The following is a 26,399-nucleotide window of genomic DNA, read 5'->3' as shown; positions in this document are numbered from 1 at the left end:
TTGGGGTTGATGGCGGCAGCGGGCACCTTGACCAGGCGCCCGGTGCTGCGGGCGGTGGGGCGGGGCGCCAGGGCCACGCCACCGTGGTAGAGCACGCCACCCTGGGCCAGGCGCTTGCGCTCACGGGCGCTGAGTGCCTGGTAGTCTTCCCAGAGCTTGCGCTTTTCCTCGGCCGACAGGCTGCTGATGTTGGAGTAGTTGAGCCGCGCCTGGCTTTGGTCGGAGAGGCTGAACTTGGCCCATTCCTTCATGTGCTCGGCAATGCGCAGCTGCTCTTCGGGGGAGAAATCGTCAAAGCTGTCGGCGATCATCGTCCAGCGGCTTTTTTGCTGGGTGGTCAGCCAGTTCCACTGCTCTTCGAGCGGCGCCAGCACGGTGCGCTGGTCGTCATCGAGCGCTTCCCAGCTCGGGCCTTCATTGCGCGGGCTGCTCGAGCGCGTGACGCTGTTGGCGCTCACCAGATCGCTGGCGGCGCTGCCGTAGATATTGGCGGCCTTGTTGCCGGCGTAGATGCCCACAACAGCAAAAGCAGCCAGCAAAATACTGGCTGCCAGGGCGGGGATGCTCGAAGGGGCGGGCGGGTTGCCGGCTACCTCGTCGTTATCGTAATCGTGTCTCAACGCTTGTCAGTGGGCTGCTTTTGGGCAGCAATCTTCAGAAACTGGGTAAAACCAGGATCAGTATAGGCGCTTGGCGGCAGCTCGTCAGCCAGCAAGGTGGCATCGTACTCGGCCATTTCGCTGGCGCCTTCGTCCGCCTGAACACCATTGAAGAAGGCCAGGCCAGCCACCATCGCGCTCAGCGGCACGGCCGACACCACGGCGCGCCACCAGTTGCGTTTGCCAGAAGGTGCAGCTTCCTGCTGGGGCTGGCGTGCAATCGCCGGCACAGCCACCACCTTGCGGCGGGACAGCGCGCGCTCGCGGGCCGCTCGCAAACGTTCGCTGATGTCGTAGTCGAGATCAGCCTCGGCTTCGCTCAGCCGAGCGGTGACGCGGCGGGCAAAAATTTCAGCATTGACAACGGTTTGGGCGGTGTTTGAGCGGTTCATAGCACGATTCCTTTGGCCTTAAGCACTTTACTCAAGGTTTGGATGGCGCGAAAGCAGTGGGTTTTTACACTTCCCTCTGAGCAACCCATGGCTGCTGCAGTCTCTGCGATGTCCATCTCTTCCCAATAACGCATCAGAAACGCTTCGCGTTGACGCGCTGGCAACTGTTGTATCTCTTTTTCTATTAATGCAAGGGTTTGTTTGCGGTTGGTGTGGTCCTCGGCACTCTGCTCGGCCTCTCCATTTTCGGCGTTGTAGATATCGAGGAGGTTGAATTCCCCCTCGTCATCCGGGCCTTCGAAGTCGCTCATCGTCGTAAAGAGCGCGTTGCGCGTCTTTTGCCGGCGAAACCAGTCGAGCGTGCTGTTGGACAGGATGCGCTGGAACAGCATCGGCAGCTCGTTGGGCGGCTTGTCACCATAGTGCTCGGCCAGCTTCATCATGCTGTCCTGCACGATGTCGAGCGCTGCTTCCTGGTCGCGCACATGAAAAAGCGAGCGCTTGAAAGCTCGCTTTTCAACGCTTTTCAGAAAGTCGGACAGTTCTCGTTCTGTGGCCAAATCGTACCCAACACCGTGGTTATTCAGAGATTTCTCGCTTTTTACCCGGGCAAATAAACCAAGTGTGGCAAAAAACACCGCATCAAGCCCTAGATTATCGCATCCTATCGAAAAAAAATCCGTGGTTTGTCGCAAAGCAATGCTGCAGTGCGATAATGTATAAGCATCAAAAAGCAAAAGGGTCACGGTCCGGCGTCGCAAGCATCTCGCCCATGTCCGTTGGCCTCAAGTTCCAAGCAGGCTCCACAAGAGCTGGGCGAGGAGCACCAGAGGTTTTTCGTTAGAGAAATTCACAAAGGTTGATCATGGAAATGTCCAAGGCCGAGCAGAACTCGGCGCAAGCGGCGCATCAGTCCGCGCAGAAATCCCAAGAACTCATGGGCGCTGAAGTGCTGGTCAAGGCACTGCAGGCCGAAGGCGTCAAGCAGCTGTGGGGCTACCCCGGCGGTGCAGTTCTCTACATCTACGACGCGCTCTACAAGCAAGACACCATCAACCATGTGCTGGTTCGCCATGAGCAAGCAGCAGTGCATGCAGCAGACGGCTTTGCCCGCGCCACCGGTGAAGTGGGCGTGGCCCTGGTCACTTCTGGCCCCGGCCTGACGAATGCAGTCACCGGTATTGCCACTGCTTACACAGACAGCATCCCGATCGTCGTGATCTCCGGTCAGACATCCACGACGGCCATTGGCTCGGATGCTTTCCAGGAATGCGATACCGTCGGTATCACGCGCCCCATCGTCAAGCACAACTTCCTGGTCAAGGATGTGCGCGACCTGGCGCTGACGATGAAAAAAGCTTTCCATATTGCACGCACGGGCCGCCCTGGCCCCGTGGTGATCGATATCCCCAAGGACGTGTCCTTCAAGAAGGTGGCCTACAGCGGCTATCCCTCGACGGTGGAGATGCGCTCCTACAACCCGGTCAAGAAGGGCCACAGCGGCCAGATCCGCAAGGCTCTGCAGCTGCTGCTGTCGGCCAAGCGTCCCTATATCTACACCGGTGGCGGCGTGCTGCTGAGCGGCGCCGAGCAAGAGCTGCGCACCCTGGTGGACCTGCTGGGCTACCCGGTGACCCACACCTTGCTGGGCCTGGGCGCCTACCCGGCCAGCGACAAGAAATTCCTGGGCATGCTGGGCATGCACGGCACGATCGAAGCCAACAACGCGATGCAGAACTGCGATGTGCTGCTGGCCGTCGGTGCGCGCTTTGATGACCGGGTGATCGGCAACCCCAAGCACTTCATGTCGGTGGAGCGCAAGATCATCCATGTCGATATCGACCCCTCGTCGATCTCCAAGCGCGTCAAGGTGGATGTGCCCATCGTGGGCGACTGCAAGGAAGTGCTGACCGAGCTGATCGCGATGGTGCGCGAGAGCGTGGCCAGCCCCGATGCCGAGGCACTGCAGAACTGGTGGAAGACGATCGAAGGCTGGCGCAGCCGCGATTGCCTGCGCTATGACCGTGGCAACAAGGAGGTGATCAAGCCCCAGTTCGTCGTCGAGACGCTGTGGCAGATGACCCGCGATGCGGACTGCTATGTGACCTCGGACGTGGGCCAGCACCAGATGTGGGCGGCGCAGTACTACCGCTTTGAGGAATCGCGCCGCTGGATCAACTCGGGCGGTCTGGGCACGATGGGCGTGGGCATCCCCTATGCGATGGGCATCAAGCTGGCCAAACCCGATGCCGAGGTGTTCTGCATCACCGGCGAAGGCTCGGTGCAGATGAACATCCAGGAGCTGGCCACCTGCCGCCAGTACGAGACGCCGATCATCATCTGCGCGCTCAACAACCGCTTCCTGGGCATGGTGCGCCAGTGGCAAGAGATAGAGTACTCGGGCCGCTACAGCCACAGCTACATGGATTCGCTGCCTGACTTCGTCAAGCTGGCCGAAGCCTATGGCCATGCGGGCATTCTGATCGAGAAGCCCGAGGATGTGGAGCCCGCGCTGCGTGAGGCGCGGCGCATTGCCCGCGAAGAGCGCAAGAGCGTGTTCCTCGATTTCCGCACCGATCCGACCGAGAACGTCTTCCCGATGGTCCAGGCTGGCAAGGGCATCACCGAGATGCTGCTGGGCGCGGACGATCTGTAAACACCGTCTTGGGTTGGCGCGCCTTGCGGCAAGCGCGCGTCCAGCCTTCCCTTGGGTTTTCCCTTTCTGACGAATCTATTGTCTACCGAGCCCTGCGCTTACCGGCGCCGGGGGAGGGTAGCGAAAAGAGGAATCTGTTCTTATGAAACACATCATTGCGGTTCTCCTGGAGAACGAACCAGGCGCCCTGTCGCGCGTGGTGGGCCTGTTTTCGGCCCGTGGCTACAACATCGAGTCGCTCACCGTGGCGCCCACCGAGGATGCCTCGCTGTCGCGCATGACCATCACCACCACCGGCTCGGACGACGTCATCGAGCAGATCACCAAGCACCTCAACCGCCTCATTGAAGTGGTCAAGGTGGTCGATCTGACCGAAGGCGCCTACACCGAGCGCGAGTTGATGATGATCAAGGTGCGGGCGGTCGGCAAGGAGCGCGAGGAGATGAAGCGCATGGCCGATATCTTCCGCGGCCGCATCATCGATGTGACCGAGAAGAGCTACACCATCGAGGTGACCGGCGACCAGGCCAAGAACGACGCCTTCCTGAGCGCGATCGACCGGTCGGCCATCCTCGAGACCGTGCGTACCGGTGCCAGCGGCATCGGTCGCGGTGAACGTATCTTGCGCGTGTAATGCGCTGGTGTCACCGGCTGCGACGCCATGCCCGCCAGGTGGTGGGGGTGGTGCTGCTGCTGGTGGGGCTTGTGCTGGTGGTGGCCTGGGTGCAGACGGATGACCCTGATTGCAGTCTGTCCCAGGACCTTTTCACACAGCAGCGCTTGTGTGATGGCATCTTTGGCGAGCCCGACGAAAACGCTTCGAGGCGCACCAACCCCTGGCTAGTACTCATAGTAGGATTGGGCGCTTTTGTAGCGGGAGCTTATTTGCTGGCTTCAGGACCTGCGGCAAGGCCCCCTGACGACGCAGATTCTTGAGAATGTTTGTTTGAATTTCTGAATTTTTGACTGATACCAACGGAGCGAAGCATGAAAGTTTTTTACGACAAGGACTGTGACCTGTCCCTCATCAAAGGCAAGACCGTCGCCATCATCGGCTACGGCTCGCAAGGCCATGCGCACGCGCAGAACCTGAACGACAGTGGCGTGAGGGTCATCGTCGGTCTGCGCAAGTCTGGCGCTTCCTGGCCCAAGGCCGAGAAGGCTGGCCTGACCGTGATGGAAGTCAACGATGCCGTGAAGGCCGCTGACGTGGTCATGATCTTGCTGCCTGACGAAGACATCGCCAAGGTCTACAACGACAACGTCAAGGACAACATCAAGCAAGGCGCTTCGCTGGTGTTCGCGCACGGCTTCAACGTGCACTACAACCAGGTCGTGCCCCGCGCCGATCTGGACGTGTGGATGGTGGCGCCCAAGGCCCCTGGCCACACCGTGCGCAACACCTACAGCCAAGGCGGCGGCGTGCCCCACCTGATCGCTGTGCACCAGGACAAGTCCGGCAAGGCCCGTGACCTGGCTCTGTCGTACGCGATGGCCAATGGTGGCGGCAAGGCCGGCATCATCGAGACCAACTTCAAGGAAGAAACCGAGACCGACCTGTTCGGCGAGCAAGCCGTTCTGTGCGGCGGCGCGGTCGAGCTGATCAAGATGGGCTTCGAGACCTTGGTGGAAGCCGGCTACGCGCCTGAAATGGCCTACTTCGAGTGCCTGCACGAGCTCAAGCTGATCGTGGACCTGATCTACGAAGGCGGCATTGCCAACATGAACTACTCGATCTCGAACAACGCCGAATACGGCGAGTACGTGACCGGCCCTGAGGTGATCAACGAAGAGTCGCGCAAGGCCATGCGCAACGCTTTGAAGCGCATCCAGAACGGCGACTACGCCAAGATGTTCATCCAGGAAGGCCGTCTGAGCTACCCATCGATGACCGCCCGCCGCCGCAACACCGCCGATCACCAGATCGAGCAAGTCGGTGGCCAGCTGCGCGCCATGATGCCTTGGATCGCCAAGAACAAGCTGGTCGACCAGACCCGCAACTAAATCCCGATGGCTGCCGCTGCCCTGCTGCGGCGCCGAGGTGATGCGCAAAGGACTGCCTTGGCAGTCCTTTTTTCATGGGCATGCCAGGCGGGCCCCTATTGGCAAAAGCTACACTGTAGGCCATGGCCGGCCGGGCCCGAGCCTGCCGGAAACTATAAAATATGTAGCTGATTGCGCAGAGATAGCTGGCGCTGGAGTGGATTGAATGCTGGACGAAAACGAAACCAAGCCCAAGGCCGCAGCGCATGCACTGCAGCCTGCGCAGCGCAAGTGGCGCAAGGGCATCTATGTGCTGCCCAACTCGTTTACCTTGGCCGCCTTGTTTGGCGGTTTTTACTCGATCGTGATGGCCATGAATGGCCGTTTCGAGGCTGCGGCCGTGGGCGTGTTCTGCGCGATGGTGCTCGATAGCCTCGACGGCCGCGTGGCGCGCATGACGCACACGCAAAGCGCCTTTGGCGAGCAGATGGATTCGCTGTCGGACATGGTGTCCTTTGGCGCGGCGCCAGCACTCATTGCCTATGAGTGGGCGCTGCGCCCGCTGGGCCGCTGGGGCTGGATCGCAGCCTTTGTCTATTGCTCCTGCGCAGCGCTGCGCCTGGCGCGCTTCAATGTGAACACCGGGGTGGTGGACAAGCGCTACTTCCAGGGCATGCCATCGCCCGCTGCTGCGGCCTTGGTGGCAGGCTTTATCTGGCTCACCAGCGCGCTCCTGGTATCGCACCGCGATGTGCCGATTTTTGGCCAGGTGATTGCGCTGTTTGGCGGCTATCCGGCCAGCCGCGATGACCTGTCCTGGATCATGTTTGCCATCACCTTGCTGGCGGGCCTGACCATGGTCACCAATATCCCGTACTACAGCTTCAAGGATGCCGGCGCTGCCAAGAGCGTGCCCTTCATCTCGCTGGTGGTGGTGGTGCTGCTGCTGGCGGTGGTCAGCATCGAGCCGGCCACGATGCTGTTCCTGATCTTTGTGGCCTATTTGCTCTCGGGCTATGTGATCTATGCCTGGCGCCGCTTCAAGGGCCAGCATGTCTCGATCGTGGCGACCTCGACCGACGAGCCCGAAGAGCGCGGCTTGCACCACGACTGAGTTTTTTGCAGACACCGGGCAAAACCTGTGTTAGAGTAAACGCCATGCAAAACCTGTCCCTAGCTCTACTACTAGCATGTCCAACGGGCAGGTAGAGTAGCGCGCAGTTTTTCACCCCTACACCTCGGCCCGTTTGCACCAGCAACGGGCCGATTCTGTTTTAGCAGGTTGCTGGTTTCCAACCCCGAACTTTTTGTTCCGATGAGAAAGACCAGACAACCATGTTGACCCAACCTTCCAGCAAGTACCGCGCTTTTCCAGCCATTGCGTTGCGTGACCGCACCTGGCCTGATGCCCAGATCACCCAGGCGCCCATCTGGCTGTCCACCGATCTGCGCGATGGTAACCAGGCGCTGATCGAGCCCATGGACCTGGCGCGCAAGCTGCGCATGTTCGACATGCTGGTCAAGATTGGTTTCAAGGAAATCGAAGTCGGCTTTCCCGCGTCCTCGCAGATCGAGTTCGACTTTGTGCGCCAATTGATCGAGGAAAAGCGCATTCCCGCTGACGTCACCATCCAGGTGATGACCCCCGCCCGCCCTGAGCTGATCACGCGCACGGTCGAGGCCCTGCAAGGCGCGCCGCGCGCCATCGTCCACATCTACAACGCGGTGGCCCCGGTCTGGCGCAAGGTGGTGTTCGGCATGAGCGTGCCCGAGGTGATGGCCCTGGTCAAAGACCAGGTCAGCCACCTCAAGACCTTGACCGATGCCCAGCCCGCCACCGAATGGGTCTTGCAGTACTCGCCCGAGACCTTCTCGCTCGCCGAACTGGAGGTGTCCCTGCAGGCTTGCGAAACGGCGATTGCCGCCTGGGGCGCGGGCCGTGACATCATCCTGAACCTGCCCACCACGGTAGAGAACGCCACCCCCAATGTGTTTGCCGACCAGATCGAGTGGATGGTGCGCAAGTTCGCCAGCCGCCCTGAGGTGGTGGTGTCCGTGCACCCGCACAATGACCGTGGCACCGGTACGGCCAGCGCCGAGTTGGCCTTGATGGCTGGCGCCCACCGCGTCGAAGGCTGCCTGTTTGGCAATGGCGAGCGCACCGGCAACCTCGACATCGTCAACGTGGCCTTGAACATGTATGTGCAGGGCGTATCGCCCCAGCTCGATTTCTCGGACATCGATGCCATCCGCGCTGAAGTCGAGTACTGCAACCAGCTGCCCGTGCCCGCGCGCCACCCCTATGCCGGCGACCTGGTCTACACCTCGTTCTCGGGCTCGCACCAGGACGCCATCAAGAAAGCCTTTGCCGCCCGCCAGGATGCCGATATCTGGGAGATCCCTTACCTCCCGATCGACCCCAAGGACCTGGGCCGCAGCTATGAGGCTGTGATCCGCGTCAACAGCCAGTCGGGCAAGGGCGGCATCTCCTACCTGCTCGAAGAAGCCTATGGCCTGGCGATGCCACGCCGCTTGCAGATCGAGTTCAGCCAGGTGGTGCAGCGCGCGATGGACACGGCCGGCACCGAGTTCACCGCCAAGGACCTGTGGCAGATCTTCGAGCGCGAGTACCAACTCAGCGCCAACCATGCGCTGGCCCAGTACCGCGTGGAATCGAACGACAGCGATGACGTGCGCATCAGCGGCAAGGTGCAGTGGGCCGGTCAGGCCGTCAGCATAGCCGGCCACGGCAATGGCCCGATCGATGCCTTTGTGCAAGCGGTCAGCAGCGCCATCGGTATTCCTGTGCGTCTGCTCGATTACAGCGAACATGCCGTTGCCGCCAGCGATGCCCGTGGCGACAAGGGCGCCAATGCCACGGCCGCTGCCTATATCGAGCTGCGCGTGGGCGACAGCCAGAGCCTGTACGGCGTGGGCATGGACAGCAACAGCACCCAGGCGGCTTTCCGCGCGGTGATGAGCGCGGTAGCACGTAGCGGTGCTGTCGCCAGCGTGCAAACGGCAGCGCCACAAGCGGCTGCACAAGTAGCTACCGCCTAACCACAGGCGGAGCAAAGCACGTAAACTGTAGCGCGGTTGAAGCAGGCTGCAGGAGGGCGAGCAGATCGCTTTCCTGCAGCCTGTTTTAGAGATTCCACTCACCCACGGTGGTAGCACGGCGGCAGCGCAAGACCAATGCAATGGAGAACACACGATGAGCGACCAACTGATTATTTTTGATACCACCTTGCGCGATGGCGAGCAATCGCCCGGCGCCTCGATGACCAAGGACGAAAAGCTGCGCATTGCGCGCCAACTCGAACGCCTCAAGGTGGACGTCATCGAGGCCGGTTTTGCCGCCAGCTCCAACGGTGATTTCGATTGTGTCCAGAGCATCGCCTCCATCATCAAGGACTCGACCATCTGCTCGCTGGCCCGCGCCAATGACCGCGATATCGCCCGCGCGGCCGAGGCCTTGAAGCCCGCCAACCGTGCGCGTATCCACACCTTCATTGCGACCAGCCCGCTGCACATGGAGAAAAAGCTGCGCATGTCACCCGATGAGGTGTTCGAGCAGGCCAAGATGTCGGTGCGTTTTGCCCGCAACCTGGTGGGCGATATCGAGTTCAGCCCGGAAGACGGCTACCGCAGCGACCCTGATTTTCTCTGCCGCGTGATCGAGGCCGTGATTGCCGAAGGCGCCACGACCATCAACGTGCCCGACACCGTCGGCTACGCGATCCCCGAGCTCTATGGCCAGTTCATTCTGAACCTGCGCGAACGCATTCCCAACAGCGACAAGGCCATCTGGTCGGTGCATTGCCACAACGACCTGGGCATGGCCGTTGCCAATTCGCTGGCCGGCGTCAAGATCGGTGGTGCACGCCAGGTGGAGTGCACCATCAACGGCCTGGGCGAGCGCGCGGGTAACTGCTCACTCGAAGAGGTGGTCATGGCCGTCAAGACGCGCCGTGACTATTTTGGCCTCGATGTCAACATCGATGCCCAGCACATCGTGGCCGCCAGCCGCCTGGTGAGCCAGACCACCGGCTTTGTGGTGCAGCCCAACAAGGCCGTGGTGGGTGCCAATGCCTTTGCCCATGCCTCCGGCATCCACCAAGATGGCGTGCTCAAGGCGCGCGACACCTACGAAATCATGCGCGCCGAAGATGTGGGTTGGAGCGCCAACAAGATCGTGCTGGGCAAGCTCTCGGGCCGCAACGCCTTCAAGCAGCGCCTGCAGGAGCTGGGCGTGGTGATGGACAGCGAAAGCGAGATCAATGCCGCATTCGCCCGCTTCAAGGACCTGGCCGACCGCAAGAGCGAGATTTTTGACGAAGACATCCTGGCGCTGGTGCACATGGAAGGCGCCGAGGCGCAGGCCGAAACCTACCGCTTTGTCTCGCTGTCGCAATCGAGCGAAACGGGCGAGCAGCCCAAGGCCAGCGTGGTGCTGATTGCCCATGGCCAGGAGGTGCGCGGCGAGTCCACTGGCAACGGCCCGGTCGATGCCTCGATGAAGGCGATTGAGTCGCAGGCGCGCAGCGGCGCCGAGATGGTGCTCTACGCGGTCAATGCGATCAGCGGCTCGACCGAGAGCCAGGGCGAGGTGACCGTGCGCTTGCAGATGGGCGGCCGTGTGGTCAACGGTGTAGGCGCAGACCCTGATATTGTGGTGGCGTCAGCGAAGGCTTACATCGCTGCGCTAAACAAGTTACAAAATCCTACGGAGCGAGTAGCTGCACAAGGTTGAGACTTCGGAATATAATTTCACTTAAATAATTGAAGAATCGCGTAAGTTAATGAATTTGCGCGATTTTTTAAATCCAAATTTCCGCTGTCAGCTATCGTATTTGTAGGGAGCAGAATAATGGCGCTACGTCATCGCAGTGTTTTGCGTCGTTTTTCACATTTGTTTGCAATTTGTACCTTGGCCTTTGGTTTGTCCGCTCCCAGCGTGCAGGCCAGCACCAAGAACAAGCCCGCTCCCAAGGCCCATGTGCAGGCCAAAGCCGGCAAAAAGCAGGCGGCTGTGGCCTCCAAGGGTGAGCGCAATGGCCGCCACAAGCAGGCCGCTGCTGCCCCCGCTTCTAAAAAGGTTGCCGGCAAAGCCAGCAAGGGCAAGACCACGCTGGCCAAGGCAGGGCGTCACGCAGGGCGCGCTGCCGTTGCCGCCGCCGTCATCATTCCCGAGCGCCAGTCCTTTGGCCAGATGGCCGGTCTGCATGATGTGACCGATCCGCTGGCACTCAAATCCAGCGTGGCCCTGGTGCTGGACCAGGACACCCATGAAGTGCTGCTGTCCAAGAACGACCATGCCGTGCTGCCGATCGCCTCGCTCACCAAGCTGATGACCGGCCTCATCATCTCCCAGGCCCAACTGCCGATGGACGAGATGATCACCATCACCCAGGATGATGTGGATACCGAAAAGCACAGCAGCTCGCGTCTGCGTGTGGGCACCACCTTGATGCGCGGCGAATTGCTGCACCTGGCGCTGATGTCCAGCGAGAACCGCGCCGCCCATGCGCTGGGCCGCACCTACCCCGGTGGCCTGCAGACCTTTGTCGGCATGATGAACATGAAGGCCAAGATGCTGGGCATGGCCGATACCCGCTATGTCGAGCCCACCGGTCTGTCGAGCTCCAACCAGTCCAGCGCCTTTGACCTGGCCACCTTGGTCAATGTCGCGCACTCCGATCCGCTGATGCGCGATCTGACCACCTCGCCGTCCTACCAGGTGGAAGTGGGTGAGCGCACCCTCCAGTTCAACAATACCAACCGCCTGGTGCACAACCCGGACTGGAATATCGGCCTGCAAAAGACTGGCTACATTTCCGAAGCAGGACGCTGCCTGGTGATGCAGACCCAGGTCGCCGGCCGCAAGCTCATCATGGTGTTCCTGGATTCGGCCGGCAAGTTTGGCCGTCTGGCCGATGCCGAGCGCGTGCGCCACTGGGTCGAAGGCTCGGGCGCGCAGCTGCTGGCCAAGCACTGAGCGCGCTGCGCCCACAAAAAAACCTGCCTCGGCAGGTTTTTTTGCGTGGGGGTGATGACCTGCCCGGGCTCAGCGTGCGTTGGGCTGGCGGTGTTCGTCAAAGCCCAGTGCGGACGAGATCTCGCTGGCCGTGGCCTGCAGGCGCGTGGTCCAGGCGTCTTCGAGCCGGTCGGCGGGGGCCGACACCGACAGGCCGGCGACCAGGCGCCCCTGGTCGTCATAGATGCCCGCTGCCATGCAGCGCACGCCCAGCTCCAGCTCCTCGTTGTCGCGCGCCACGCCGTACTGGCGGGTCTTGGACAGCTCGCGCTCGAGCACCGCCAAATTGGTGATGCTGTTCTTGGTGTTGCCGGCCAGGCCCGTGCGCATCGCGTAGGCGCGCACGCGCTCGGGCTCGTCATTGGCCAGGAAGAGCTTGCCGGTGGACGTCAGGTGCAGCGGCGCATGGCCGCCGATGGCGCGCACCACCTGCATGCCCGAGCGCTCGCTGAAGCTGCGCTCCACATAGACGATCTCATCGCCCTGGCGCATGCTCAGGTTGATGGCCTGCTGCGTGGCCAGGTGCAGCCGGCGCATCGGCAGCAGGGCCACTTCGCGTACATTGATGCGCGCCTTGACCAGGTTGCCCAGCTCCAGAAGGCGCATGCCCAGGCGGTAGCTGCCCGATTCGGGGCGGTCCACAAAGCGGCCAATGGTTAGGTCGTTCAAGATGCGGTGCGTCGTCGACGGGTGCAGGCCCGTGATCTCGCTCAGCTCCTTGAGTGACACCGCTTCCTCGCGCGTGGCCAGGACGTCCAGCAGCGTGAACATGCGCTCTAGCACTTGCACGCTGGGCTTGGTGACGGTGTCATGTGTGGTTTTGGTCATGCGTAGACTGGCGCTCAAATAACAAAGATAGGGGTGGGCCGCTTGATCGGAGCGATCAAGGGGCGCAATGGTTGGCGAGCTGGCCCGGTTGCCAGCGCTGGTCTATATAGACCTCATTGGGCTGGTAATCGGCTTTGTATTGCATCTTGGGGCTGGCGGCAATCCAGTAGCCCAGGTAGAGGTAGGGCAGGCCCATCGCGCGGCACTGTTCAATCTGCCACAGCACGTTGTAGGTGCCGTAGCTGGTGTGGGCCTCGGGCTCGTAAAAGGTGTAGACGGCCGACAGGCCGTCATTGAGGATGTCGATGATCGAGACCATCTTCAAAGCGCCGGGCTGCTGGCCTTGCGCGGGCTCGCGAAACTCCACCAGGCGGCTGTTGACCCGGCTTTGCAGCATGAACTGCGAATACTGCTCGACGCTGTCCTCATCCATGCCGCCACCGGTGTGGCGCGCCGACTGGTAGCGCAGGTAGAGCGCGTAGTGCTCGCGCAGAAAACCCAGCGGCAGCACGCGCACCTCCAGCGCCTGGTGCTGCTTGCGCGCGCGGCGCTGGTGGCGCTTGGGTTTGAAGTCCTGCACCTGCACGCGCAAGGGCACGCAGGCCTGGCAGCCGTCGCAATAGGGGCGGTAGGTGAACAGGCCGCTGCGGCGAAAACCCTGCTGGATCAGCTCGGAGTAGACATCGTTCTGGATGGCGTGGCTGGGCGTGGCTACCTGAGAGCGCGCCATGCGCGCTTCGAGATAGCTGCATGGGTAGGGCGCTGTCGCATAAAACTGCAAGCTGTGCAGCGGTAGTTCGTTCAGCCTACTCATCCGGATGCGGAGATGTCATTTCAGATAGTGGGATTATGTCAGTCCAATCGCGAGATGCAAACTCCCAGCGCATAGGGGGCAGCGCTATTTGCGTGCGCACATTCTCTAAAAACCGGCTGCGCGGCACTTCGGCAGCGCCCATGAAGGCCAGATGCCCGGTGTTTTGCTGGCAGTCGATCATTGGCACCTGCTCGCGCCGGCAGATCTGCACCAGCGCGGCCAGTGCGATCTTGGAGCCATTGGGTACCGTGGTGAACATCGATTCGCCAAACACCGCGCGGCCCATGGCCACGCAATACAGGCCGGCCACCAGCTGGCCGCCTTGCCACAGCTCCACGCTGTGGGCAAAGCCATCCCGGTGCAGCTGGGTGTAGGCCGCCTGGATGTCGTCGACGATCCAGGTGCCATCCTGGCTCGGGCGGTCCTGCTGGCTGCAGGCGGCAATCACGGCGGCAAAGTCGCTGTCGATGCGCAGCTCGCTGCTTGGATCCTGCTCGAACTTGCGGATCGCCTGCTTGAGCGAGCGGTGCAGCCGGAAGTTGGCCGGTTGCAGCACCATGCGCGGATCGGTGGACCACCACAGAATGGGGGAGCCCTCGCTGAACCAGGGGAAGATGCCCTGGCGGTAGGCCTGCTGCAGGTGGGCGCTGTCAAGCACGCCGCCGGCGGCCAGCAGGCCGGGGTGCGGGGTGTGGGGCCCCCAGGCCATGTCCACGGGTGGAAAGTCGTCATCGGCTTGCAGCCAGGCAAGCGGGGGCGTGTGGTGGTTGGCGCTCATGGTGTTGCCTGCCATGGTAGCGGCCAAATGGCGCGCTGCTGGCCCCCAACGCTACGCGGGGGTGACAAATACTGCAGTTCTGCCGCCGCTGCGGGCCGGGGGGGCGGCAAAAACAAAAAAGCCTGCACGGCAGTGTAGGCTTTTTGAATGGCTCCTCAACCTGGGCTCGAACCAGGGACCTAAGGATTAAAAGTCCGGCGCTCTACCAACTGAGCTATTGAGGAATAAACAGTGAACAGGCTTTGTGCGATTGCAAAGCCAAAAAATTCTTTGGCTCCTCAACCTGGGCTCGAACCAGGGACCTACGGATTAACAGTCCGGCGCTCTACCAACTGAGCTATTGAGGAACAAATTTTTGGTCAATGCCCTGAACGATTGCAGGGCAGATAAGTGATGGCTCCTCAACCTGGGCTCGAACCAGGGACCTACGGATTAACAGTCCGGCGCTCTACCAACTGAGCTATTGAGGAATATCGGTCAACAGGCTTTGTTCGATTGCAAAGCCGAAAAATTCTTTGGCTCCTCAACCTGGGCTCGAACCAGGGACCTACGGATTAACAGTCCGGCGCTCTACCAACTGAGCTATTGAGGAACAAGACTGCGATTATAGAACGAATTTTTGCCCTGAAAAACGGGCGAGGTCATTTTTTGCCGCGCAGCGCTGGGCTCATTGCGGCGCCGGGGGCTCGGGCCGGCACCACAGCCAGGCCAGCACGCAGGCCATGCAGCCAATCGACAACAGCTTGGCCCAGCCAGGCGCTGGCACCAGCAGCATGATGACGGCGCACAGCGCCATCGTGATGCTGGCGCTCCATTTGGCCTTGCGGCTGACAAAACCGCCCGCCGCCCAGTTGCGCAGCATGCCGCCAAACAGGCGGTGGCGCCAGAGCCAGGCATGCAAGCGCGGCGAGCTGCGCGCCGCGCAAGCCCCGGCCATCAGGATGAAGACCGTGGTCGGCAGCCCCGGCACAAAAATGCCGATGATGCCCATCGCCAGGCAGGCCACGGCCGCCAACAGCAGCAGCCAGCGCAAGACCGGACTGCGTATGGGGCAGTAGGCCGGTGTCTGCAGGTCTGGCAGCGCGGTGGAAGAGGCTCCGGGCTCGTTCATGGTCCAGCATTGTGCATCGCGCCGCATAACAGTGTCTTGATGCTGGGCAAGGGGGGTGGGCATCTTGCTGCGCTGCGGCGCCGGTGTTTTGGGTGGCAAAAGGCGCCAGACGGGCTTGCGCGCTGCGCTACCATGCCGGCATGGCGATCTATCCAATCTTGAAAATGGGCGATGCCCGTTTGCTGCGCACCGCGCAGCCCGTGACCGAATTTGACACCGATGCGCTGCACCAGCTGGTGCAGGACCTGCTCGACACCATGCGCGACGCCAACGGCGCGGGCCTGGCTGCGCCGCAGATCGGGGTGGATCTGCAGGTGGTGTTCTTCGGCTCGCCCGATCGCAACCCGCGCTACCCGGACCGCCCGCTGGTGCCGCCCACGGTGCTGATCAACCCGGTGATCACGCCCTTGTCGAACGAGGAAGAAAACGACTGGGAGGGTTGCCTGTCGGTACCCGGGCTGCGCGGCATGGTGCCGCGCTGGCGCAAGATCCGCTACACCGGCTTTGACCAGTATGGCGACCCGATTGACCGCGAGGCCGAGGGCTTCCATGCCCGGGTGGTGCAGCATGAATGCGACCATCTCTGGGGCAAGCTCTACCCGATGCGGGTGCGCGATTTCAGCCAGTTCGGCTTTACCGAGGTGCTGTTTCCCGGTATCAGCGCGGCCGAGGACGACTGAGCCGGGTCCGCCTTAACGGTCAACCGGCCGCGCCGCTACCTGTTGCAGCCAGTGCCCAGAGCAGCTCGGTCTCGATCGCGATCTGGCTCACATTGTTCTGCAGCTCCGGGCCCTGCAGCAAAAAGCTGTCTTCCACGCGCTCGCCCAAGGTGCTGATCTTGGCCAGCTCCACACTCAGCTGGTGGCGCGCCAGGATGCGTGCCACGGTGTAGAGCAGGCCGGCGCGGTCTGCCGCCGAGATGGACAGCAGCCAGCGCTGGCCTTTGTCATCGGGGCGCAGCAGCACGCGCGGCGCCACCGGAAAGCTCTTGACCCGGCGCGATACGCGGCGCTGCGCGGGCTCGGGCAGCGGCTGGGCGGCCACCAGCACGCGCGTGAGCTCGCTCTCGACCAGGTTGATCAGCTCGCGATAGCTTTGCGGTGCATCGGTTGCCACCACCTGGAAGGTGTCGAGCGCATAGCGGTTAAGGGCGGTGTGCACGCGCGCGTCCAGAATCGAGAAACCCGCCTGGTCGAAATAGCTGCAGATGCGGGCAAACAGATCGGGCTGGTCGGGCGCATACACCATCACCTGCAGGCCTTCGCCGGCCAGCGACTGGCGCGCACGCACCAAGGTGGCCTTGCTGCCCACGGCGCGTGACAGGTGGCGCGTATGCCAGGCGATATCGGCGGCCTCGTGGCGCAGAAAATAATCGAGGCCCAGCGTGTCCCACAGCGCTTTTTGCGATTCATGGGGCTGGGCCGACAGCGCCAGCAGCACCAGCGCTTCGCGCTTGCGGATTTCCACCTGCGCGGCCACATCGGGTGCCCGCCCGCCCAGTACGCGCAGCGTCGAGCGGTACAGGTCTTCGAGCAGCTTGCCTTTCCAGGCATTCCAGACCTTGGGGCTGGTGCCGCGGATGTCGGCGACGGTCAGCAGGTAGAGCGCGGTGAGCCGGCGCTCATTGCCCATGCGCTGGGCAAAGGCGGTGATCACCTCGGGGTCGGACGTATCCTGCTTTTGCGCGACCTGGCTCATCGTCAGGTGCTCGCGCACCAGGAACTCGACCAGCTGCCGGTCTTCCTTGGCAATCTGGTGGTCGCGGCAAAAACGCTTGACTTCGAGCGCACCGATCTCCGAATGGTCACCACCCCGGCCCTTGCCGATGTCGTGGAACAGGGCGGCCAAGTACAGAATCCAGGGCTTGTCCCAGCCAGCGGCCAGCTGGGAGCAGAACGGGTACTCATGCGCATGCTCGGCCATGAAAAAGCGCCGCACATTGCGCAACACCATCAGGATGTGCTGGTCCACCGTGTAGACATGGAACAGGTCGTGCTGCATCTGGCCCACGATGCGGCGGAACGGCCAGAGGTAGCGCCCCAGCACCGAGGTCTGGTTGAGCAGCCGCATCGCATGGGTGATGCCATGGGGCTGCTGCAGGATCTGCATGAAGGTGGCGCGGTTGACCGGGTCACGCCGGAACTGCGCATCCATCAGCTGGCGCGCATGGTAGAGCGCACGGAAGGTACGGGCCGACAGGTCCTTCAAGCCCGGCTCGGTCTCGTAGAGCAAGAAGGTGCGCAAGATGGCATGCGGGTTGCGCTGGTAGACCTCGTCGTCGGCCACCTCGATGAGGCCGGCCTTGTCGTAGAACTCGTCATCGATGCGGCGCAAGGTGTGGTTGCCCGGGTGCAGGCGCTCGTCCATGTTCAGCATCAGGATCTGCGTGAGCTGGGCCACCGCCTTGGCAGCCCAGTAGTAGCGCTTCATCAGCTCCTCGCTGGCGCGCTTGGGAAAGCGCTGGCCGGCCGGCGTGATGGTCTTGAAGCCAAAGGACTCGGCCACCGGTGTCTGCAGGTCGAACACCAGCCGGTCCTCGCGGCGCCGCGCCACAATGTGCAGCCGCGCGCGGATGAGGCAGATCAGGTCCTCGTTGCGCTGCAGGTTGCGCACCTCGTAGACGGTCGCCAGACCCTTGTCGGCCAGCTCCTTCCAGCGGCTGCCCAGGCCCGTGGCGCGGCCCAGCCACAGGATCAGCTGCAGATCGCGCAGGCCGCCGGGCGATTCCTTGCAGTTGGGCTCGAGCGCATAGACGGTGTTCTCGTACTTGTTGTGGCGCTGCTGCATCTCCAGCACCTTGGCCACGACAAAGGCATCGGGCTTGATGGACTGGGCCAGCGCCGCCTGGAACAGGTGGTAGAGGCGGGGCGAGCCAATGATGCGGCGCGACTCCAGCAGCGCTGTCTGCACCGTCACATCAGCCTGGGCTTCGCTGATGCACTGGCTGATGGTGCGCACGCTCGAGCCAATTTCCAGCCCGGCATCCCAGCACGAGCCGATGAACTGCTCGATCGCGGTGCGCAATTCGCTGTCCTGCTCCGGATCGGTGCCTTCGGGCAGCAGCAGCAGCACATCGATATCGGAATAGGGGAAGAGCTTGCCCCGGCCAAAGCCGCCCACCCCCACCAGGTTCAGGCGCCCGGGCAGGCCGGCCAGGTGCCAGAGGTCGCGCAGCAGCCCATCGGCCAGCTGCGAGAGCTTGCGCAGCTGGGTCTGTATGCCCCGGGTGCTGCTGCCCCCGGCCATGATGTCATCAAACAGGGCGCTGCGTTGCGCCTGGTACTGCTCGCGCAGCTGCGGAATGCGAGGATCGTTCATGGTGCCTAACTATGCTGTCGTTGGCAGTGTGCCATAGCAATCAACAGCAGCAGCGAGTAAGCACATTTCATGCCACTACGCACCAAATGGGGGCATGGCGGAGGCGGGACTGCCAGAAACGACCAAGGCGGCATGCTGGTTGCAGTGCCGCCTTGGTGTGGGCTGGTGCCGGGCAGGCCCGGCACGCGCGCAGCGATTTATCGGTGCATTATCAGCGCCCGATCAGCACTTGGTGCTGGTCACAAAGCTGGGTGGCGTGGGCGAGCCTTCCGACCAGGTCAGCACTTCGTAGCCGGTGTCGGTCACCAGCACTTCGACTTCCCACTGGGCCGAGAGGCTGTGGTCCTTGGTGATGACGGTCCAGCCGTCATTGCCCAGGTCCTTGATGTCCTTCTTGCCCAGGTTGAGCATCGGCTCGATCGTGAAGATCATGCCGGTCTTCAGCTCGACGCCGGTGCCCGGGCGGCCGTAGTGCAGCACCTGCGGCTCGTCGTGGAACACCTTGCCGATGCCGTGGCCGCAGTACTCGCGCACGACCGACAGGCCCTGGCCTTCGGCAAACTTCTGGATCGCATGGCCGATATCGCCCAGGTGTGCGCCATTCTTGACCTGCACGATGCCATGCCACATGGCTTCAAAGGTCAGCTGGCACAGGCGCTTGCCGGCAATCGTGCCTTCGCCGATCACGAACATGCGGCTGTTGTCGCCAAAATAGCCTTCGGGCGTGATGATGGTCACATCCACATTGACGATGTCGCCCTTCTTGAGCGGCTTGTCATTGGGGATGCCATGGCAGACCACGTGGTTCACCGAGGTGCAGACATAGGCAGGGTAGGGCGTCATGCCTGGCGGCTGGTAGCCCAGGCAGGCCGATTTGGTGCCTTGCTTTTCCATCGCCTCGGCGCACAGCAGATCGATTTGCTTGGTGGTGATACCCGGTTGGATGTGGGGGGTGATGTAGTCCAAGACCTCCGAGGCCAGGCGGCCTGCGATGCGCATCTGCGCAATATCGTCTTCGGTATTGATTTTGATCGTCATAGCCCATGATTATCCCACTGCTGCCATTGGCCTGTTGTCCATGCGGCTACGTGTCCTGGCGGGGCACAGTAGAATCCCGGGTTATCCCGCCCTTGTCATGGTGCTGCCACGGTCCGCCCGTAGCAGTGGGCAAGGCGCATGCGTGCTTTCTTCCCATCCTCCTAGTCCACATAGGCTGCCACGTGACACTGCACCTGACTCAGCTACCAGGCGGTAACGCCCTCAGCTCCTTCCGCGCCCAACAACTGCAGACCGCATTGACGGCGATCCATCCAAAGATAACGGGCATTGCTGCCCGTTTTGTGCATCTGGTGGCCACCGAGCAGCCCCTGGCCGGCGCCCAGGCCGAGCGCGTAGCGGCCCTGCTGACCTATGGCGACCCCTATGAAGGCGTCAGCGACGGCCTGGCCTTCATCGTCACGCCCCGCATGGGCACCATCTCGCCCTGGGCTTCCAAGGCCACCGACATTGCCCGCAACTGCGGCCTGGCGCTGTTCCGTATCGAGCGCCTGACCGAATACCGGATCGAGCTCAAGGCCGGCCTGCTGGGCGGCAAGCCCGAGCTGAGCGCCGAGCAGACCGCGCAGATCGCTGCGCTGCTGCACGACCGCATGACCGAGTCGGTGTTTGGCACCCGCGCCGAAGCCGAGCAGCTGTTCTCCGCCCTGCAAGCCCAGCCGATGGAGTTTGTCGATGTGCTGGGCGGCGGCCGCAGCGCGCTGGAAAAAGCCAACAAGCAATGGGGCCTGGCGCTGGCCGACGACGAGATCGAGTACCTGGAAAACGCCTTCAAGGGCCTGGCACGCAACCCCAGCGATGTCGAGCTGATGATGTTTGCCCAGGCGAACTCCGAGCACTGCCGCCACAAGATCTTCAACGCCAAGTTCACCATCGACGGCGTGGCGCAGGACAAGAGCCTGTTTGGCATGATCCGCCACACTGAGGCGGTATCGCCCCAGCACACCGTCGTCGCCTATTCGGACAATGCCTCCATCATGGAAGGCCACCAGGTCGAGCGCTTTGTCGCGCCGTTCAACACCCAGGCCGATGCCGTGACGGCGCCCAGCTACCAAAAGCAAGCGGCCACCAGCCATGTGCTGATGAAGGTCGAGACCCACAACCACCCGACGGCCATCTCGCCTTTCCCGGGTGCCTCCACCGGCGCGGGCGGTGAGATCCGTGACGAAGGCGCGACCGGCCGGGGCTCCAAGCCCAAGGCGGGCCTCACCGGCTTCACCGTCTCCAAGCTCTGGGGCAGCGAGGTCGGCAAGCCCGAGCACATCGCCAGCCCGCTGCAGATCATGATCGAAGGCCCGCTGGGCGGCGCCGCGTTCAACAACGAATTCGGCCGCCCCAACCTGACCGGCTACTTCCGCGAGTACGAGCAGCAAGTCGGTGACATCACCCGTGGCTACCACAAGCCCATCATGATCGCCGGTGGCCTGGGCGTGATCGATGCCGAGCAGACCCAGAAGATCCTGTTCCCCGCCGGCACCTTGCTGATCCAGCTGGGCGGCCCAGGCATGCGCATCGGCATGGGCGGCGGCGCAGCCAGCTCGATGGCCAGCGGCACCAACGCGGCCGAGCTGGACTTTGACTCGGTGCAGCGCGGCAACCCCGAGATCGAGCGCCGTGCGCAAGAGGTCATCAACCACTGCTGGCAGCAGGGCGCGGCCAACCCCATCCTGGCGATCCACGATGTGGGCGCTGGTGGCCTGTCCAACGCCTTCCCCGAGCTGACCAATGACGCAGGGCGTGGCGCCCGCTTTGACCTGCGCAAGGTTAACCTCGAAGAATCGGGCCTGGCGCCGAAGGAAATCTGGTCCAACGAAAGCCAGGAACGCTATGTGATGGCGATTGCGCCTGAGTCGCTGGCGCAGTTCACCGCGTTTTGCGAGCGCGAGCGCTGCCCGTTTGCCGTCATCGGCACGGCGACCGAAGAGCGCCAGCTGGTGCTGCAGGACCCGGCGGCCACCGCAGACGACCAGAAATTCCCGGTCGATATGCCGATGGACGTGCTGCTGGGCAAGCCGCCCAAGATGCACAAGGATGTGCAGACCGTGGCGCGCAGCCTGCCCGCCATCGACCTGACCGGCGTGCCGCTGGAAAAGGCCGTGATCGACGTGCTGGCCCACCCCACGGTGGCCTCCAAGCGCTTCCTGGTCACCATTGGCGACCGCGCTGTGGGCGGCCTGACCCACCGCGACCAGATGGTGGGCCCCTGGCAGGTGCCGGTGGCCGACGTGGCCGTGACCCTGGCCGATTTCCAGGGCTTCAAGGGCGAAGCCATGGCGATGGGCGAGCGCACGCCGCTGGCCGCGATCAATGCACCCGCCTCGGGCCGCATGGCAGTGGCCGAGGCCATCACCAATATGCTGGCAGCGCCCATTGCGCTGTCCAAGGTCAAGATGTCGGCCAACTGGATGGCCGCCTGCGGCGAGCCCGGTGAAGACGCCGATCTGTACGCCACCGTCAAGGCCGTGGGCATGGAGCTGTGCCCGCAGCTGAACATCTCCATCCCCGTGGGCAAGGACAGCCTGTCGATGCGCACGCAGTGGAGCGAAGGCGGCCAGACCAAGAAGGTCACCTCGCCCGTCAGCCTGATCATCACCGGCTTTGCGTCCATCGATGATGTGCGCAGCACCTTGACGCCCCAGCTGGATGCCAATGAGGCCGACACCACCTTGGTGCTGGTCGATCTCTCGCGCGGCAAGATGCGCATGGGTGGCTCCATCCTGGGCCAGGTGCTGGGCCAAAGCGGCAATGAAACGCCAGACCTGGACGAGGCCAAGGACCTGATCGCCCTGGTTGACGCCGTCAACGCGCTGCGCGCCCAGGGCAAGATCCTCGCCTACCACGACAAGGGCGACGGCGGCCTGCTGGCCACCGTGGCAGAAATGGCCTTTGCCGGCCATGTCGGCGTGGCACTGAATGTGGACATGCTGATCACCGAAGGCGATGGCATCTCCGACAGCCGCATGGACAGTGGCGAAGGCAAGAACTGGGGCGCCCAGGTATCGGGCCGCCGCGAAGACCTGACCCTGCGCGCGCTGTTCAACGAAGAGCTGGGCGTGGTGCTGCAGGTCAAGACCAGCGACAGCGCCGAGGTGCTGCAGACCCTGCGTGAGCATGGCCTGTCCACCTGCAGCCACATCGTGGGCAAGACGCGTCCGGCCTCGTCCAGCATGGACATGGGCAAGGGCGAGCTGCAGGTCTGGCGCGATGCCAAGAAGGTGTTTGGCGCCAGCCTGAGCGATCTGCACCAGGTCTGGGATGCCGTCAGCTGGAAGATTGCCCAGCAGCGCGACAACCCCGCCTGCGCCGACAGCGAGCACGCCTCGGTCGGTGTGCCGTCTGACCCCGGCATGCATGTACACCTGACTTTCGACCCGCAAGAAGCGCTGTCTGCGCCCTTCGTCAACGTGGCGGCCAAGCCCCGCGTGGCGGTGCTGCGCGAGCAGGGTGTGAACTCCCACGTGGAGATGGCCTACGCCTTTGGCGAAGCCGGCTTTGAAGCGGTGGACGTGCACATGACCGACCTGCAGACGGGCCGTGCCCAGCTGCGTGACTTTGCCGGTATCGTTGCCTGCGGCGGCTTCAGCTACGGTGACACCCTGGGCGCCGGCATCGGCTGGGCCCGCTCCATCACCTTCAACGAGCCGCTGTCCGAGCAGTTCCAGGCCTTCTTCAGCCGCAAGGACACCTTCGGCCTGGGCGTCTGCAATGGCTGCCAGATGTTTGCCGAGCTGGCCGACATCATCCCCGGTGCGCAGGACTGGCCACGCTTCACGCAAAACCAGAGCAACCGCTTCGAGGCGCGCCTGTCGATGGTTGAAGTGCTGGACTCGCCCAGCCTGTTCCTGCAGGGCATGGCCGGCTCGCGCCTGCCGATCGCCGTGGCGCACGGTGAGGGCTATGCCAACTTCCGCTTCCGTGGCAACGCCGATGCGGTGATCGCCGCGATGCGCTATGTGGACAACCACGGCCAGGCGACCGAGCAGTACCCGTTCAACCCGAACGGTTCGGCCGGCGGCCTGACCGCTGTGACCACCGCCGATGGCCGCTTCACCGCGATGATGCCGCACCCCGAGCGCGTGTTCCGCAATGTGCAGATGAGCTGGACCGACGGCGACCGCTCGGCCCACAGCCCCTGGATGCGCGTCTGGCGCAATGCCCGCCACTGGCTGGGCTGATCTGCGCAACGCCCCATGACCCAAGGCCCTGCACTGCAGGGCCTTTTTTCATGCGCCGGGGTTCAGTGGCTCAGAGCTTCATCACCACCGGCCCGCCCTTGGCAATCGCCCGCTGGTAGGCCTCGCGCGCCTGCATGCGCTGGCGGTAGGCATGCAGGTGTGGCCAGTCGGCGGGGTTGGCGCAGCGCGCCAGTGCGGCTTCCACCGCAAAGCCCATCTGAAAATCGGCCATCGTCAGGTGCTCGCCGGCAAACCAGGGCTGGTGGGCGAGGTGGTGGTTCATATAGGCCATCGCCGCCTCCATGTGCGGGGCGATCAGCTGTTTGTGCACCTGCTGGCGCAGGCCGTGCAGCACCGGGCGCACGACGGGGCGCAGCAGCAGCGGCAAGGGCTTGGCCGCGATGCTGTCAAATACCAGCTGCAGCAGCAGCCAGTTCATCAGCGAGCCTTCGGCAAAATGCATCCAGTAGCGGCACTGCAGATGCTCGGGGCTGCTGCGCGGCGGATCGAGGTGGGCCATGTCGGGCGGCGCCCAGGCGCCATAGCGCTCGGCCAGGTACTCGATGATGGCGCCAGACTCGGCAATCACCAGGCCCCGGTCGCAGAGGATGGGTGAGAGGCCCAGCGGGTGAATGCGCTTGAGCGCTGGCGGCGCCAGGCGCGTCTTGGCATCGCGCGGGTAGGTCTCCAGCGCATAGGGCAGGTTCAGCTCTTCGAGCAGCCACAGCACGCGCTGCGAGCGCGAGGTTTCCAGGTGGTGAAGGGTCAGCATGCTTTAGTTTCCTTGCAAGCGGCGCACCCAGGCCACCAGACCGGATGCCGTCGATTTGTAGCCCGGGCGCCAGCTCAGCCGGGAGCGCCAGGGCACGCCCAGCAGAAAGTGGCCCCGGGCCCAGCCCTTGAGCATCGCGCTGGCTGCCTGCTCGGGCTGCGGCCAGACTGGCAGGCTGGCGGGGTGAGGCTCGGTGAAGAAAGCCTCGCTCAGGCCGGGCTTGACCACGGCCAGGCTGATGCCCACGCCCTGAGGCACCAACTCGAGCTGCAAGGTCTCAGCCAGGTTGATGAGTGCCGCCTGGCTGGGCCCATAGGCCAGGTTGCCCGGCAGGCCACGCAGGCCGGCCACGCTGGCCACCAGGCTCAGATGCGGTTGGCGCCCGGCGCGCGCCGCTGCCAGCAGGTGGGGCGTGACGGCCGCGATCACATGCAAGGCGCCGGTCAGGTTGACCTCGCGGTGCTGCAGCAAGCTATTGAGGTCCAGGTCATCGGCGCGCATGGTCTGCCGCTCGCCCGCGCAGTAGCAGACCAGGTCCAGCGGCCCGTCCTCCAGCAGCTGGTGCACGGCGCTGACGACCGCGTCGCGGTCGGTGACATCCAGCGGCAGCGGCAGGCAGCCGGGGTGTTGTTCGGCAAAGCTGTCCAGCGCTTCCTGCCGGCGCGCCGACACGATCACGCGCGCGCCTGCGGCATGCAGCTGCTCGGCCAGCGCCAGACCGATGCCCGCGCTGGCGCCGACCAGCCAGACACGCATGCCGTACCAGCGCGCAATGGGGGTGTTCAGTGGCATGGTTGCCTCCTGGCGCTGGCGCATGGGCACGATGGCTGGTAGGCGATGGTGGCGGTGGTTGTCATAGGGTGTTCCGGTTGTCCGACCCTGTCTGTGCAAGGTCTACGTTTAGCACTACGCACAACGAGGCGGTTTGGATTCAGCGCCAGCGATTATTTTTTTGCATCGCTTCTGCATCGTTTTGCATCCAATCGGCGGCTTGCTGCGTATAGCGGCCAGATGCATGAAAGTTTGGGGGGCGTGGGCCCTGGCTGACCTGGCCCGGCCAAGGCGGCTTTCCCCCGGGCGCTTGCTGCTTGGCAGCAATACAACGGATACACCCGTCAGCGGGCCTTCGCCCCACAATGCTTGCATGCGCACACCGACCACTGACACTGAACTGATGCTTTTGTTAGACCGCATAGCCGCCCGCGAGGACAAGGCGCTCCGGCTTTTGTACGACGAGACGGCGTCCCGGCTGTATGGCCTGGCGCTGCGCATTCTGGGCAACAAGGCCTGGGCCGAGGACGTGCTGCAGGACAGCTTTGTCGCCATCTGGCGTAACGCGGGCAGTTACCGCGATTCGCTCAGCCCGCCGCTGGCCTGGATGGGCATGCTGGTGCGCAGCAGGGCGCTGGATTTTCTGCGCCGGCGCAAGGCCGAGCGGCTGGACCAGCATGCGGTTGTCGATGACATGGATGACCTGCCGCAGGGCGACGAGGCACAAGGCCCCATGCAATCGGTGGAGGCCAGTGAGCAGGCGACCGTATTGCACCAGTGCATGGAGCGGCTGCAGCAGGCCCAGCGCCAGGTCGTGAGCCTGGCCTATTTGCGAGATTTGAGCCACGGGGAGCTGCCCAGCCACTTCCAGCTGCCGCTGGGCACCGTTAAAACCTGGATGCGCCGCAGTCTGGAGCAGCTGCGCAAGTGCATGGCCCGCCACGTGTAGGCGCAAAGGAGTGCTCTGATGAACCTGGTACAACACCCCGAACTGCTCGACCGCCTGGCCGCCGCCTACGCGCTGGGCACCTTGCGCGCCGGCGCCCGCC

At 63.3% G+C, this 26,399-nt stretch carries 22 protein-coding genes, 4 tRNA genes and 1 pseudogene; 12 read left to right on the top strand and 15 right to left on the bottom strand.

The window, feature by feature from the left end; translation table 11 throughout:
- From H928_RS25680 to H928_RS0101460, 3 genes are all read right to left on the bottom strand, one after another.
- A partial coding sequence (locus H928_RS25680) for a DUF3106 domain-containing protein (RefSeq protein ID WP_148292999.1) occupies positions 1-620 on the bottom strand: 620 nt, incomplete at its 3' end.
- On the bottom strand, positions 617-1,051 hold the full coding sequence (locus H928_RS0101465; protein ID WP_021024894.1) for a DUF3619 family protein: 435 nt from the start codon (positions 1,049-1,051) through the stop codon (positions 617-619). The genes H928_RS0101465 and H928_RS25680, both read right to left, overlap by 4 nt.
- On the bottom strand, positions 1,048-1,611 hold the full coding sequence (locus H928_RS0101460; RefSeq protein WP_027010409.1) for an RNA polymerase sigma factor: 564 nt from the start codon (positions 1,609-1,611) through the stop codon (positions 1,048-1,050). The genes H928_RS0101465 and H928_RS0101460 overlap by 4 nt, the downstream gene beginning before the upstream one ends.
- 305 nt (positions 1,612-1,916) lie before the next feature.
- On the opposite strand from H928_RS0101460, the gene H928_RS0101455 reads away from it, so the two are divergent.
- From H928_RS0101455 to H928_RS0101425, 8 genes are all read left to right on the top strand, one after another.
- Complete coding sequence (locus H928_RS0101455) at positions 1,917-3,707, top strand: acetolactate synthase 3 catalytic subunit (RefSeq protein WP_027010408.1); 1,791 nt, start codon at positions 1,917-1,919, stop codon at positions 3,705-3,707.
- A gap of 142 nt (positions 3,708-3,849) precedes the next feature.
- Entirely contained in the window at positions 3,850-4,341 is a 492-nt protein-coding gene (gene ilvN / locus H928_RS0101450; RefSeq protein ID WP_021024891.1) for an acetolactate synthase small subunit, read from the top strand.
- Positions 4,341-4,643, top strand: coding sequence for a Trp biosynthesis-associated membrane protein (locus H928_RS34005; protein ID WP_148292998.1), 303 nt, complete (start codon positions 4,341-4,343; stop codon positions 4,641-4,643). Before ilvN ends, H928_RS34005 begins: the two co-directional genes overlap by 1 nt.
- A gap of 51 nt (positions 4,644-4,694) precedes the next feature.
- Positions 4,695-5,711, top strand: coding sequence for a ketol-acid reductoisomerase (ilvC, locus tag H928_RS0101445; RefSeq protein ID WP_021024890.1), 1,017 nt, complete (start codon positions 4,695-4,697; stop codon positions 5,709-5,711).
- Positions 5,712-5,916: 205 nt separating this feature from the next.
- Complete coding sequence (pssA, locus tag H928_RS0101440; protein WP_021024889.1) at positions 5,917-6,804, top strand: CDP-diacylglycerol--serine O-phosphatidyltransferase; 888 nt, start codon at positions 5,917-5,919, stop codon at positions 6,802-6,804.
- A 221-nt stretch (positions 6,805-7,025) separates the two neighbouring features.
- Positions 7,026-8,750, top strand: coding sequence for a 2-isopropylmalate synthase (gene leuA / locus H928_RS0101435; RefSeq protein ID WP_021024888.1), 1,725 nt, complete (start codon positions 7,026-7,028; stop codon positions 8,748-8,750).
- 154 nt (positions 8,751-8,904) lie between these two features.
- Entirely contained in the window at positions 8,905-10,443 is a 1,539-nt protein-coding gene (locus H928_RS0101430; RefSeq protein WP_021024887.1) for a 2-isopropylmalate synthase, read from the top strand.
- Between the two features lie 117 nt (positions 10,444-10,560).
- Entirely contained in the window at positions 10,561-11,688 is a 1,128-nt protein-coding gene (locus H928_RS0101425) for a serine hydrolase (protein WP_027010406.1), read from the top strand.
- Between the two features lie 69 nt (positions 11,689-11,757).
- On the opposite strand, the gene H928_RS0101420 is transcribed toward H928_RS0101425, so the two are convergent.
- The 8 genes from H928_RS0101420 to H928_RS0101385 form a co-directional block, all read right to left on the bottom strand.
- Positions 11,758-12,555, bottom strand: a complete 798-nt coding sequence (locus H928_RS0101420) for an IclR family transcriptional regulator (RefSeq protein WP_021024885.1) — start codon at positions 12,553-12,555, stop codon at positions 11,758-11,760.
- Between the two features lie 55 nt (positions 12,556-12,610).
- Positions 12,611-13,369 (bottom strand): arginyltransferase, encoded by a 759-nt coding sequence (locus tag H928_RS0101415; RefSeq protein WP_021024884.1) that lies wholly within the window; start codon positions 13,367-13,369, stop codon positions 12,611-12,613.
- Positions 13,362-14,162, bottom strand: a complete 801-nt coding sequence (gene aat / locus H928_RS0101410; RefSeq protein ID WP_021024883.1) for a leucyl/phenylalanyl-tRNA--protein transferase — start codon at positions 14,160-14,162, stop codon at positions 13,362-13,364. The genes H928_RS0101415 and aat overlap by 8 nt, the downstream gene beginning before the upstream one ends.
- Positions 14,163-14,295: 133 nt before the next feature.
- A tRNA-Lys gene (locus H928_RS0101405) sits at positions 14,296-14,371 on the bottom strand.
- Between the two features lie 47 nt (positions 14,372-14,418).
- Positions 14,419-14,494, bottom strand: a tRNA-Asn gene (locus tag H928_RS0101400).
- Positions 14,495-14,541: 47 nt separating this feature from the next.
- Positions 14,542-14,617: transfer RNA gene (locus H928_RS0101395), tRNA-Asn, on the bottom strand.
- 46 nt (positions 14,618-14,663) lie between these two features.
- Positions 14,664-14,739: transfer RNA gene (locus H928_RS0101390), tRNA-Asn, on the bottom strand.
- 75 nt (positions 14,740-14,814) lie between these two features.
- Entirely contained in the window at positions 14,815-15,258 is a 444-nt protein-coding gene (locus H928_RS0101385; protein ID WP_043338211.1) for a YbaN family protein, read from the bottom strand.
- A 140-nt stretch (positions 15,259-15,398) separates the two neighbouring features.
- On the opposite strand from H928_RS0101385, the gene def reads away from it, so the two are divergent.
- Positions 15,399-15,938, top strand: a complete 540-nt coding sequence (gene def, locus H928_RS0101380; RefSeq protein ID WP_021024881.1) for a peptide deformylase — start codon at positions 15,399-15,401, stop codon at positions 15,936-15,938.
- Positions 15,939-15,957: 19 nt separating this feature from the next.
- Here the strand turns inward: def and H928_RS0101375 are convergent, their stop codons facing one another.
- Positions 15,958-18,576, bottom strand: a complete 2,619-nt coding sequence (locus H928_RS0101375; protein WP_021024880.1) for a [protein-PII] uridylyltransferase — start codon at positions 18,574-18,576, stop codon at positions 15,958-15,960.
- Positions 18,577-18,798: 222 nt separating this feature from the next.
- Positions 18,799-19,614 carry a type I methionyl aminopeptidase gene (gene map, locus H928_RS0101370; protein ID WP_021024879.1) on the bottom strand — a complete coding sequence of 272 codons (816 nt, stop codon included), beginning with the start codon at positions 19,612-19,614 and terminating at the stop codon, positions 18,799-18,801.
- Positions 19,615-19,796: 182 nt separating this feature from the next.
- On the opposite strand from map, the gene purL reads away from it, so the two are divergent.
- A complete protein-coding gene (gene purL, locus H928_RS0101365) occupies positions 19,797-23,807 on the top strand; it encodes a phosphoribosylformylglycinamidine synthase (RefSeq protein WP_021024878.1) in 4,011 nt (1,336 codons plus the stop codon).
- A 70-nt stretch (positions 23,808-23,877) separates the two neighbouring features.
- Here purL and H928_RS0101360 read toward each other — a convergent pair whose 3' ends face one another.
- Positions 23,878-24,579 carry a glutathione S-transferase family protein gene (locus tag H928_RS0101360; RefSeq protein WP_021024877.1) on the bottom strand — a complete coding sequence of 234 codons (702 nt, stop codon included), beginning with the start codon at positions 24,577-24,579 and terminating at the stop codon, positions 23,878-23,880.
- 3 nt (positions 24,580-24,582) lie between these two features.
- The gene (locus H928_RS25675) at positions 24,583-25,371 is read right to left on the bottom strand and encodes an SDR family oxidoreductase (RefSeq protein ID WP_084635598.1); all 789 of its coding nucleotides are present in this window, start codon (positions 25,369-25,371) and stop codon (positions 24,583-24,585) included.
- A 352-nt stretch (positions 25,372-25,723) separates the two neighbouring features.
- Between H928_RS25675 and H928_RS0101350 the strand changes: the two genes are divergently transcribed.
- Both H928_RS0101350 and H928_RS33000 read left to right on the top strand, forming a co-directional pair.
- The gene (locus H928_RS0101350) at positions 25,724-26,299 is read left to right on the top strand and encodes a sigma-70 family RNA polymerase sigma factor (RefSeq protein WP_021024875.1); all 576 of its coding nucleotides are present in this window, start codon (positions 25,724-25,726) and stop codon (positions 26,297-26,299) included.
- 18 nt (positions 26,300-26,317) lie between these two features.
- Positions 26,318-26,399 (top strand): annotated as a pseudogene (locus tag H928_RS33000) (RNA polymerase subunit sigma-70); the annotation flags it as partial.

It is taken from the genome of Comamonas sp. B-9 (genome assembly GCF_000410635.1).
GTDB lineage: Bacteria > Pseudomonadota > Gammaproteobacteria > Burkholderiales > Burkholderiaceae_C > Comamonas.
Note: the sequence above shows the minus strand (reverse complement) of the source record. Positions and strands in the feature narration are given on the sequence as shown.

Excerpts from the sequence above, each read along its gene's own strand:
- H928_RS0101375 (WP_021024880.1), bottom strand. The coding sequence starts at position 18,576 with ATGAACGATCCTCGCATTCCGCAGCTGCGCGAGCAGTACCAGGCGCAA.
- H928_RS0101420 (WP_021024885.1), bottom strand. The coding sequence starts at position 12,555 with ATGACCAAAACCACACATGACACCGTCACCAAGCCCAGCGTGCAAGTG.
- aat (WP_021024883.1), bottom strand. The coding sequence starts at position 14,162 with ATGGCAGGCAACACCATGAGCGCCAACCACCACACGCCCCCGCTTGCC.
- H928_RS25675 (WP_084635598.1), bottom strand. The coding sequence starts at position 25,371 with ATGCCACTGAACACCCCCATTGCGCGCTGGTACGGCATGCGTGTCTGG.
- H928_RS0101425 (WP_027010406.1), top strand. The coding sequence starts at position 10,561 with ATGGCGCTACGTCATCGCAGTGTTTTGCGTCGTTTTTCACATTTGTTT.
- H928_RS34005 (WP_148292998.1), top strand. The coding sequence starts at position 4,341 with ATGCGCTGGTGTCACCGGCTGCGACGCCATGCCCGCCAGGTGGTGGGG.
- H928_RS0101430 (WP_021024887.1), top strand. The coding sequence starts at position 8,905 with ATGAGCGACCAACTGATTATTTTTGATACCACCTTGCGCGATGGCGAG.
- ilvC (WP_021024890.1), top strand. The coding sequence starts at position 4,695 with ATGAAAGTTTTTTACGACAAGGACTGTGACCTGTCCCTCATCAAAGGC.
- def (WP_021024881.1), top strand. The coding sequence starts at position 15,399 with ATGGCGATCTATCCAATCTTGAAAATGGGCGATGCCCGTTTGCTGCGC.
- map (WP_021024879.1), bottom strand. The coding sequence starts at position 19,614 with ATGACGATCAAAATCAATACCGAAGACGATATTGCGCAGATGCGCATC.
- H928_RS0101415 (WP_021024884.1), bottom strand. The coding sequence starts at position 13,369 with ATGAGTAGGCTGAACGAACTACCGCTGCACAGCTTGCAGTTTTATGCG.
- H928_RS0101455 (WP_027010408.1), top strand. The coding sequence starts at position 1,917 with ATGGAAATGTCCAAGGCCGAGCAGAACTCGGCGCAAGCGGCGCATCAG.
- leuA (WP_021024888.1), top strand. The coding sequence starts at position 7,026 with ATGTTGACCCAACCTTCCAGCAAGTACCGCGCTTTTCCAGCCATTGCG.
- H928_RS0101465 (WP_021024894.1), bottom strand. The coding sequence starts at position 1,051 with ATGAACCGCTCAAACACCGCCCAAACCGTTGTCAATGCTGAAATTTTT.
- H928_RS0101385 (WP_043338211.1), bottom strand. The coding sequence starts at position 15,258 with ATGAACGAGCCCGGAGCCTCTTCCACCGCGCTGCCAGACCTGCAGACA.
- pssA (WP_021024889.1), top strand. The coding sequence starts at position 5,917 with ATGCTGGACGAAAACGAAACCAAGCCCAAGGCCGCAGCGCATGCACTG.
- H928_RS0101360 (WP_021024877.1), bottom strand. The coding sequence starts at position 24,579 with ATGCTGACCCTTCACCACCTGGAAACCTCGCGCTCGCAGCGCGTGCTG.
- H928_RS0101350 (WP_021024875.1), top strand. The coding sequence starts at position 25,724 with ATGCGCACACCGACCACTGACACTGAACTGATGCTTTTGTTAGACCGC.
- ilvN (WP_021024891.1), top strand. The coding sequence starts at position 3,850 with ATGAAACACATCATTGCGGTTCTCCTGGAGAACGAACCAGGCGCCCTG.